Origin of the sequence: Roseovarius lutimaris (genome assembly GCF_900115165.1) — a bacterium.
Taxonomy (GTDB): Bacteria; Pseudomonadota; Alphaproteobacteria; order Rhodobacterales; family Rhodobacteraceae; genus Roseovarius; species Roseovarius lutimaris.
Window position 1 is genome coordinate 21,760 of record NZ_FOVP01000027.1, and the last position, 9,087, is coordinate 30,846.

Sequence of the window (9,087 nt, forward strand, 5' to 3'; positions counted from 1 at the left end):
CCCGCCCGCAGGAGACGACATGGACGCGACCCCGATCAATGCCGCCGATCTTTGTGACAGCCGCATCGTCGCGCGCGCCGAAGTGCATCATCGCGACCCCGACGCGCTTGCAACACTCGCCGGGGCCTTTGGTAATACGCAGATGGCGCTTGTGTTGTTCTTCGTCACACCCGAGGCGGATTTTGAAACCCTGATGGCCGAGGCCCCGCGCCACTTTCCCGATAGCCGCTGTGTCGGCTGCACCACGGCCGGCGAAATCGGCACTGCGGGCTATGCCGAGGGGATGATCGTCGCCGTCGGCTTTGCCGCTGCGCATTTTCATGCCGTCATGCAGGTGATCACCCCGCTGAGTGACTTTGACAGCAGCGCCTGCGTCTCGCAATCGGTGCGCGCGCGGGCCTGGCTCAACACTCAGGCGGGCGAGGTGATGCCAAATGAATTTGCCTTTCTCGCGGTCGATGGCCTGTCGCTCAAGGAGGACGAGCTTGTCTCGGCGCTTGCCTCGGGTCTTGGGCCGATGCCGCTGTTTGGTGGCTCGGCGGCGGATGGCGAGCGCTATGGAGAAACGCTGGTGGCCTGTGACGGGGTCACGCTGCGCAATGCGGCGGTGGTGTGCCTCATGCGCACCGATTGCCCGGTGCGGGTGTTCCGGCTGGATCATTTTCAGCCCACCGACCGACGCATGGTCGTCACCGATGCCGACCCGGCGCGGCGCATCGTGCACCGCATCAACGCCGAGGTCGCCGCCGAGGAATATGCCCGCGTTCTGGGCCGCCCGCTTGAGGCGCTCAATGCCTCGACCTTTGCGGCCAATCCGATGGTGGTGCGGATCGGCGGCCAGCATCATGTGCGCTCCATCCAGCGGATCGAAGACAACGGCGACCTGCAGTTCTTTTCTGCCATCGACGAGGGGGTGGTTCTAACCCTCGCACAATCCCAAGACATGGGCGCCCATTTACAGCGTGAACTTGAGGCTTTGGCCAGCGAGCATGAACCGCTCACGGTGCTGGCCTGTGACTGTATCCTGCGCCGCACCGAGGTGGCGCAACGCCAGATCGCGCCCAAAATTTCGCGGATTCTTGCCGCACACAAGGTTGTCGGCTTTTCCACCTATGGCGAACAGATCAACGGGTTGCACGTGAACCAGACCATGACCGGCGTCGCCATTTATCATCCCGACCGGGGCATCGGCCATGACCCACGCCCTGATTGATCCCTCTGACCCGCTTGAGCGTCAGAACCGCAAGCTGATGAAAATCATCGAGGTGCTGATGCGCCGGGTGGAGCAAACCACCGACGATGGCGGCGTCGCCTATGCGCATTTCGAACGCGCGGTCATGCTTGAGGATCAGATCGGCGACCGCACCCGCGATCTTGAACGGGCGCTCAACCTGCTTAACGATTCCAACGCGCAACTGGCCACCGCGATCCGTCAGGCAGAGCGCGCCCGGTCGGATCTCGCCAATGCCATCGAGACCCTGCAAGAGGGCTTTGCCCTGTTTGACAGCGACGGCCATCTGGTGATGAACAACAGCCGCTTTGGCATGTATATGCCCGATCTGGTGGCGCGTTTGCGTCCGGGCCTGAATTTTGCAAGCTACGTTCGCCACGCCAGCGAAAGCCGCTTTCTCGAACTGCCAGACGCGCAGACAAGCCGCGAATGGGCGGCGCGGCGCTTGCAGCTTCATCAGGAAAAGCACGTGATGTTCAACCTCAACCTGACCGGCGATTGCTGGGTTCAGGTCAGCGAGCACCGCACCCGCGACGGGCAGACTGTGATCCTTCAGACCGATATCACCGATATCATCCGCCTTGAGCGGCGCGAACGCGGCAAGATGCTGGATGATCAGGCCCAGCTTGTGCGCGCCACGCTTGAGCATATTGATCAGGGTGTCTGTATTTTCGACCGTGCCGGGCAATTGCGCGGCTGGAACCAGAATGCCGGCGGGATGCTGTCGATCCCGCTCGCGCATTTCCGGGTTGGCATTCAGTTTGACGTGATCCTGCGCCGGATCGGCAGCGATTTTCAGATCGAAGGCATCCTGACGCCGGACGATATCGCCACATGGGTTGCCAGCACGGACCGGCGCGCGCCGCTCAGGTTTTACATGCGCAGCGGCGCGCGCAAGACGCTTGAGGTGTTCGCCCGCCAGATGCCCGATCAGGGCTTTGTCATAAGCTTTTCCGACGTGACCGCCGAACGCGCCGCGGCGCGCGCGCTTGCCCAGGCCAATGAGCGGCTGGAACAACGGGTTCTGGAACGCACGCTTGAGCTTGAGGATGCGCTTGGGGATGCCGAGCGCGCCAATGCCTCGAAATCGCGCTTTGTGGCCGCCGCAAGCCATGACCTGCGCCAGCCCTTGTCGGCCGCGCGGCTTTATCTCGCTTCGATCCAGGAAGAGCTGACACGCGCCGATCACCTCGCCCTGATGGACAAGGCACAGCGCGCGCTGACCAGCGTCGAGGACATCATCGACGCGTTGCTTGACATCTCGCGGCTTGAATCCGGTCATGTCGAGGTCGATGTGACCCATGTGCCGCTGGGGCGTATTCTGGATCAGCTTCAGGATGAATTCGCCCCGCATGCCGCGCTCAAGGGGCTTGAGTTGCGGTTTGTACCCTGCGGCGGAATCGTGGAAACCGACGCAAGCTATATCCGGCGCATCCTGCAAAACCTGATTGCCAACGCCATTCGTTATACGCCCTCGGGCAAGGTTCTGGTCGGCGCACGGCGTCGTGGCCGCACCCTGCGCCTAGAAGTGCGCGACACCGGCCCCGGCATTGCGCCCGGCGATCAGGACAAGATCTTTCAGGAATTTCACCGCCTCGATGCCCATGTCAGCGCCGCCGAGGGCATGGGGCTTGGCCTTGCCATTGTTGATCGCGCCTGTGCGCTTTTGGGGCACCCGCTGGAGCTTCGTTCCGATCTTGGCTGTGGATCGGTGTTTACCGTGACCGTGCCGCTGCTTCACAACGCCCGCGCGGCGGGCGCGCTTGACATACCGGGGCATCAAAGAGGCCGCCCGACGCTTGATGGCCAGATCGTTCTGTTGGTGGAAAACGATCCTGACCTGCGACAGGCGATCACGCTTTTGCTGCATGGCTGGGGCGCGGATGTGATTGATGCACCTGACCTTGCGGTCGCCATGGCGCAGCTCGATGATCTTGATATCCGCCCCGATGCGATGCTGGTGGATTACGAGCTTGATGATGGGGTCACCGGCCCTGATGTCATCGCGCAGATCACCACGCGCTATGGCACCGTGCCCGCGCGCATCATCACCGGCCATCTCAGCGAAAAAGTGCGCGCGCATTGCCGCGCAACCGGGCTTGAGGTGATGACAAAGCCGCTTGATCCGGCCCTGTTGGAAGGGTTTCTGACACCCGATCACCGTTAACATCCAAGCCCCGCAATCTACGACCAAAGTCCTCTGTTGCGCGCCCGGCCCGGCACCTAGACTGGGGACATGAAAACGCGACTTGTCCTTGGCCTGCTGGCCATGATGCTGCCCTCTGGTGCCGCCATGGCCCAGGGGCTGGTGGCGTTGCGGGATGGCGCCAGCCTGGCCTTTCTTGGCCTCACCTTCATAGATACCTCGACCGAAGGCGCCTATAATCCGGTACGCGCGGATGAAACCGCGCGTCTTGTCATGCTTCAGGACCTGGTACAGGAGCGGTTTGAGACCGAGGGCTTTGCCATGCTTGACCTTGCCCCGGTCGCGCCCGATCTTGCGCCGATCAAGAACCCGGCCGATTGCTATGGCTGCGAGCTTCGTATCGCTGCCAAACTGGATGCGGATTACGTGGTTGTCGGTGAGGTGCAGAAAGTCTCGAACCTGATCCTGTCGATGAACCTCGTGATGCGCGATGTGGCAACTGGCGAGGTGGTACGTGCCCGCGCCGTCGATATCCGCTCCAATACAGACGACTCCTGGCAGCGTGGCATGCACTATATTTTCAAGACGCATTTCTTTGTGGAGGGATGACATGAAACCGATTTATCTTGCTGTGATCGCGCTTTTGCTTGGCTCCGGTTTCGCATCCGCGCAATCGGCATGGGATGATATCCGCGGCGCGCTTTATGGCGATGACTCGGTAATCAGCCAAAGCGCGCATGTCACCCTTGAGGCCCCCTACCGCACCAGTGACGATGCGCGCACGGTGCTTGGCGGGCAAATCATCGCGCCGACGGGCCAGAGGATCATCGCCGTAACGCTTGTGATTGACGAAAACCCCGCCCCCGTGGCCGCCGATTTCACGCTGGCACAGCCGCAGGCCGCGTTTGGCTTTCGCCTGACCACACGGATCAATGGCCAGACGCCGCTACACCTTGTGGCGCTGACCGATGCGGGCGAGCGGCATGTGGCAGAGGGGTATCTCAAGACCTCCGGTCAAGGCGCTTGCGCCGCACCGCCGGGCACCGACCCGGTCGCGGCGCTTGCCACCCTTGGCGACATGGAACTGACGTTTTTGCCCGCGCTGGACGCGCCGAGCGAAAGCGTCAACACCCGCATCGCTGCCCTTGCGGGCAAGGTTGGCGCGCTTGATGTGGATATCAGCCATCCGAGCCATTCCGGCCTGCAAATGGATCAGATCACGCTGCTTTATATTCCGCTGCGGGTGGTGGGCGCGGTTGAAATCGCCCTCGACAATGCGCCCTACCTGAGCATGAGCGGAAGCATTTCGCTTTCGGAAAACCCGCGCCTGCGTGTGTCTGTCCCCGAGGGCACAAGCATGGCAGAGGTCACCTTGCACGATACCGACGGCAAAGTGACCCGCGCCCGCACCGGCCTTGCCGCCTATTGAACGTTAATCGTCGGGCAAGGGATCAAGCCGCTCCAGCGGGTGATCCTCCATGTCCCAGCCATCGGTGCCATCGGGATACCAATAGACCGTCTCATAGCCCATCTCGATCGCGCGCTTGGCAACATTCCACGACATCCAGCAATCCATCAGGCAGAATATCAAAACCGGATGGGCCGGGTCGCCTGCGGTGGCCTGTTCCAACCCGCGGCGCAGATACCGCGTGGTTTCTTCGGCAATCTGATCGTACCCGGTATTGGGCAACCAGATCGCGCCGGGGATAGACTGTCGCGGCTTTTCGCGCCAGATCGTGCCCTTGGGCAGGTTCTCGGGCTTGGGCGCGCGCGGCAATACGTCGATGAACGCAACCTCGCCATCTTGCCAAAGCTTATAGGCCGCATCGTCATCCACGACCGTTGCCCCGCTCAGGGTGGCGGGCACGGCGGCGCGGTAAGGCGGGCCGCGAAGGCCCTCTGGCTCTGGCACGCCCTGCGCCTGCGCCAGACTAGCGCACAGCGTGAGGGCCGCAACGATAGCACGGCCGCGAACGATCATTGGGTGCCCTCCTTTAGCCCCGTTCCCATATTGTTGAGAAGCGGCACGCCAGCCTCTGTCAATATCTGGTCGATCTCGCCCTGATTGCGCCGCAACAGGGAATTGAGCTGTCGTTTCCACTGATCCTCGCCAAGGCGCACGCCCATGGTGATGCGATAAAACAGGCGCGGCGGGTCGGTCTCATGGATCAGCGGCACGACCTTGAGATCGGGGTGCTCGCGTTTGACCAATGGCCCGCTGATCGGCCCCCAAAGGATGGCGGCGTCAATCTCGCCCGCCTCAAGATCGACCAGCATATCAGAGGCCGGCGAGGCATAGCGGCGATCGACAAAAAGCTGATAGGGCCGCGCCTTGGCCATAAGACCCTGGCGCGCCATATGCGTGCCCGGCGGGCTTCCGGCGATAATGCCAAGCACCTTGCCCTTGAGACGTGGATCGGAAATGGTCGTCACATCCGCCAGCGGGCTGTCTTTGGGAAGGACAATCGTATAGGCCGAGGTCATGTAATGGTTGGTGTTCTGCACCATCTCATGGCCTTGCGCAAAGCCGATGATCACATCGCATTCATTGGCCCGCAGGGTGCGGCGGACAAATCCAGTCGACATCGGAAACCAGGTATATTCCACAGGTTTTTCAAGCCTGGCCGCAAGAAGATCGGCAATCTTGTTTTCAAACCCGGTTCCATCCTGCGACGACATCGGGTCATTCGAGGGATCGGCACACACCCGAAACGTGGTTTTCGAGACAAGCTCGGCCATCTGCGCCGCTGCCGCCGCCGGCAGCAGCGCGAGGGCAATCACCGCAATCCTAGCCCATGCAGGCATCTTCATCCTCCCGGATCAGATCGGATTTCGGCTCTTTCTTGGCAGGGCGGCCACGGGCCACGGCCTCGGTGCCGCGCGCCTTGAGATAGACATAGATGTCATCGAGATAACACATCACATTGGGGTTGGTGCCAAAGCTCGGCATCACCGAATTCTGAGAGGCGTTTACCTTTTGGCGCCCCTCGGCGACAACGCCGATGAAATCGTAATAATCCATGGTCAGCGCGGACGTCTTGAGCGCCGGGGCATAGGTTGATCCTTCGCCATCCGGCCCGTGGCAGACGTGGCATTCGGCGTGATAGCGGCGAAACCCCGAAAAAGTGGGCCAGCCGACCGTGCCATCTTCGGCCACGTTGAACGTGGGAATATCATCTTCGGTGAAATACCGCCCGCCTTCCTCATAGGCGGCGGCAATGGCAGGATCGTCGCGCGATGGCAGGGTCTCTGCGAGGCCCGGTGCGGCAACAAACGCCAGCAGGCCGACAAAGCCTGCGGACAAAAGGCGGCGGTTGGTCAACATTCTCTGCTCCTTTGGGTATCGGGGCCTCGGCGCGACACCGGGAAAGGTGCCGCGCCGAGAGGTCTGTCCTTGATCAGACAGATCGGGTTAGTTCGGCAGGGCAAACACGGTCAGCTGACCACCCAGAGCCGTGTAATCCGACAGGGCCGCATAGCCGCCCACGGCACCCAGACCCGCATTCGGATCGGTCAGGCCAGCCGCAAGGCCGATCCCGGCCCAGCCACCGATACCCGACAGGATACCGATATATTGCTTGCCTGCATGCTCGTAGGTCATCACGTTGCCGATAACACCCGAGGGTGTCTTGAAGCTGTAAAGCTCGTCACCGGTGCTGGCATCAATCGCCTTCAGATAGCCCTCAAGCGTGCCGTAAAAGACCACATCGCCCGCCGTGGCCAGGGCACCCGACCAGACCGAGAACTGCTCGGGGATCGACCACTTGATCTTGCCTTCGATATTGTCCCAGGCAATGAAGTTGCCCATGCCACCATGGCTTCCGGGGGCCGGGTACATCGCAAGGGTCGCCCCAACATAGGGCTGACCGGCGGTATAGCTGACGCGGAAGGGTTCGTAATCCATACAAACGTGGTTTGTCGGGATATAGAACAACCCGGTTTTCGGGCTATAGGCCGAGGGTTGCTGGTCCTTGGTGCCCAGGGCCGCAGGGCAGATTCCGGTCGAGTTGACGTCTTCGCCGTTCTGCTCGGTGGAATATGCCGCCACCACAGCCGGACGACCATAGGTGTCCGAATCCGGGTCCATATCAACGCCTGTGGTCCAGTTGACCTCTGGGTCAAACTTCTCGGCCACCAGAAGCTCGCCGGTTTCACGATCCATTGTATAGGCAAGGCCGTTGCGGTCAGGGTGAGTCAAAAGCTTGCGCATTTTCCCATCCACTTCCTGATCGGTCAGGATCATCTCGTTGACGCCATCATAATCCCACTCGTCATGCGGGGTCATCTGATAGAGCCATTTGGCGACGCCGGTATCGGGGTTGCGCGCCATGATGGTCATCGACCAGCGGTTGTCGCCCGGGCGCTGTGCCGGGTTCCAGGTCGAAGGGTTGCCGGTGCCGTAATAAAACAGGTCAAGCTCGGCATCATAGGAATACCAGCCCCAGGTCGAACCGCCGCCGATCTTCCACTGATCACCTTCCCAGGTGTTGGTGCCCGACTCCGCGCCAACCGGTTTGCCCAGATGGGTGGTGTTCTCGGGATCCATCAGGGTGTCGCTGTCCGGGCCCATCGAATAGGCGCGCCAAACACGCTCGCCGGTTTTCATGTCATAGGCGGTCACATGACCACGAATGCCGAATTCACCCCCCGAAATGCCGACAATGACCTTGTCCTTGACCGGCAGAACCGTGGCGGTGTTGGTTTCGCCAATCGACGGATCACCATTCACGACCGACCATTTCACTTCACCGGTCTTGGCATCGAGCGCCACCAGCGTCGTGTCGGCCTGATGCAGAAAGATCGTGTCATCCGCATAGGCAGTGCCGCGATAGACCGTGTCACAGCACATCACCGGGATCACGTTTGGGTCTTGCTTGGGCTCGTATTTCCACATGATCTTGCCGTCTTCCGCAAGATTCAGCGCATAGACGATATTGGGGAACGGCGTGTGGACATACATCATATCGCCAATCACAAGGGGCGAGCCTTCATGCCCGCGCAGAACGCCGGTTGAAAAGGTCCATGCGACCTGAAGATCGCCGACGTTATCCTTGGTGATCTGATCCAATTCGGAATAGCGCGTGTTCTCGTAATCGCCGGTCTGGATCGCCCATTGCTTGGGGTCGTCGATCAACCCCTGTAGCGCCTCATTCGCGCTTGCGGTGGCCGACAGGCCAACAACCATCGCCGCTGACATCAAAAGTATTCTCTTCATAACTTCCTCCCTGGGTCGTAGATTTATCGGTTTAATCTGTCTTGCCGGACGCTGTTATGCGACCTTGCCAGCCTGTCGCTTGGGGTTTCCTCCGTCCCTGGCGCTCAGGTTTCCTTTCTTCCTAGTGCGCGGTCCGCCTCCTGTTGCCCACGCCCCGCTCAGTAGACCACCACGCTGCGGATGGATTCGCCTGCGTGCATCATCTCGAAGCCCTTGTTGATATCGTCGAGGGCAAGGGTGTGGGTGATCATCGGGTCGATCTCGATCTTGCCGTCCATGTACCAATCGACGATTTTGGGCACATCGGTGCGCCCGCGCGCGCCGCCAAACGCGGTGCCGCGCCAGCTTCGCCCGGTCACAAGCTGGAACGGGCGGGTCGAGATCTCGGCCCCCGCAGGCGCCACCCCGATCACGATGCTTTCGCCCCAGCCCTTATGCGCCGCCTCAAGCGCCGTGCGCATCACGCCGACGTTGCCGGTGGCGTCAAAGGTGTAA

The 9,087-nt window shown here is 61.2% G+C and carries 8 protein-coding genes and 1 pseudogene; 4 read left to right on the top strand and 5 right to left on the bottom strand.

What is annotated here, in order from left to right; all coding sequences use genetic code 11:
• Positions 1 to 19 precede the first annotated feature (19 nt).
• The 4 genes from BMZ91_RS18485 to BMZ91_RS18500 all read left to right on the top strand — a co-directional run bounded on the left by BMZ91_RS18485 (position 20) and on the right by BMZ91_RS18500 (position 4,806).
• The gene (locus BMZ91_RS18485) at positions 20 to 1,213 is read left to right on the top strand and encodes an FIST N-terminal domain-containing protein (protein ID WP_092841976.1); all 1,194 of its coding nucleotides are present in this window, start codon (positions 20 to 22) and stop codon (positions 1,211 to 1,213) included.
• The gene (locus BMZ91_RS18490) at positions 1,194 to 3,398 is read left to right on the top strand and encodes a hybrid sensor histidine kinase/response regulator (RefSeq protein WP_092841978.1); all 2,205 of its coding nucleotides are present in this window, start codon (positions 1,194 to 1,196) and stop codon (positions 3,396 to 3,398) included. The genes BMZ91_RS18485 and BMZ91_RS18490 overlap by 20 nt, the downstream gene beginning before the upstream one ends.
• Before the next feature lie 69 nt (positions 3,399 to 3,467).
• Positions 3,468 to 3,986 carry a DUF3280 domain-containing protein gene (locus tag BMZ91_RS18495; protein WP_092841980.1) on the top strand — a complete coding sequence of 173 codons (519 nt, stop codon included), beginning with the start codon at positions 3,468 to 3,470 and terminating at the stop codon, positions 3,984 to 3,986.
• A gap of 1 nt (position 3,987) precedes the next feature.
• Complete coding sequence (locus BMZ91_RS18500) at positions 3,988 to 4,806, top strand: quinoprotein dehydrogenase-associated SoxYZ-like carrier (protein ID WP_092841982.1); 819 nt, start codon at positions 3,988 to 3,990, stop codon at positions 4,804 to 4,806.
• A 3-nt stretch (positions 4,807 to 4,809) separates the two neighbouring features.
• On the opposite strand, the gene BMZ91_RS18505 is transcribed toward BMZ91_RS18500, so the two are convergent.
• The 5 genes and pseudogenes from BMZ91_RS18505 to BMZ91_RS18525 form a co-directional block, all read right to left on the bottom strand.
• On the bottom strand, positions 4,810 to 5,358 hold the full coding sequence (locus BMZ91_RS18505; protein WP_092841984.1) for a PQQ-dependent catabolism-associated CXXCW motif protein: 549 nt from the start codon (positions 5,356 to 5,358) through the stop codon (positions 4,810 to 4,812).
• Entirely contained in the window at positions 5,355 to 6,182 is an 828-nt protein-coding gene (locus BMZ91_RS18510) for a substrate-binding domain-containing protein (protein ID WP_245736470.1), read from the bottom strand. The genes BMZ91_RS18505 and BMZ91_RS18510 overlap by 4 nt, the downstream gene beginning before the upstream one ends.
• On the bottom strand, positions 6,166 to 6,702 hold the full coding sequence (locus BMZ91_RS18515; protein ID WP_092841986.1) for a c-type cytochrome, methanol metabolism-related: 537 nt from the start codon (positions 6,700 to 6,702) through the stop codon (positions 6,166 to 6,168). Before BMZ91_RS18515 ends, BMZ91_RS18510 begins: the two co-directional genes overlap by 17 nt.
• A gap of 87 nt (positions 6,703 to 6,789) precedes the next feature.
• Positions 6,790 to 8,562, bottom strand: coding sequence for a lanthanide-dependent methanol dehydrogenase XoxF5 (gene xoxF5 / locus BMZ91_RS18520; RefSeq protein ID WP_425441605.1), 1,773 nt, complete (start codon positions 8,560 to 8,562; stop codon positions 6,790 to 6,792).
• A 188-nt stretch (positions 8,563 to 8,750) separates the two neighbouring features.
• Positions 8,751 to 9,087, bottom strand: a pseudogene (locus BMZ91_RS18525) (S-(hydroxymethyl)glutathione dehydrogenase); the annotation flags it as partial.

Bases quoted from the DNA above. Each gene is read 5' to 3' on its own strand.
- BMZ91_RS18485 (WP_092841976.1), top strand. From the start codon at position 20: ATGGACGCGACCCCGATCAATGCCGCCGATCTTTGTGACAGCCGCATC.
- BMZ91_RS18490 (WP_092841978.1), top strand. From the start codon at position 1,194: ATGACCCACGCCCTGATTGATCCCTCTGACCCGCTTGAGCGTCAGAAC.
- BMZ91_RS18495 (WP_092841980.1), top strand. From the start codon at position 3,468: ATGAAAACGCGACTTGTCCTTGGCCTGCTGGCCATGATGCTGCCCTCT.
- BMZ91_RS18500 (WP_092841982.1), top strand. From the start codon at position 3,988: ATGAAACCGATTTATCTTGCTGTGATCGCGCTTTTGCTTGGCTCCGGT.
- BMZ91_RS18505 (WP_092841984.1), bottom strand. From the start codon at position 5,358: ATGATCGTTCGCGGCCGTGCTATCGTTGCGGCCCTCACGCTGTGCGCT.
- BMZ91_RS18510 (WP_245736470.1), bottom strand. From the start codon at position 6,182: ATGCCTGCATGGGCTAGGATTGCGGTGATTGCCCTCGCGCTGCTGCCG.
- BMZ91_RS18515 (WP_092841986.1), bottom strand. From the start codon at position 6,702: ATGTTGACCAACCGCCGCCTTTTGTCCGCAGGCTTTGTCGGCCTGCTG.
- xoxF5 (WP_425441605.1), bottom strand. From the start codon at position 8,562: ATGGTTGTTGGCCTGTCGGCCACCGCAAGCGCGAATGAGGCGCTACAG.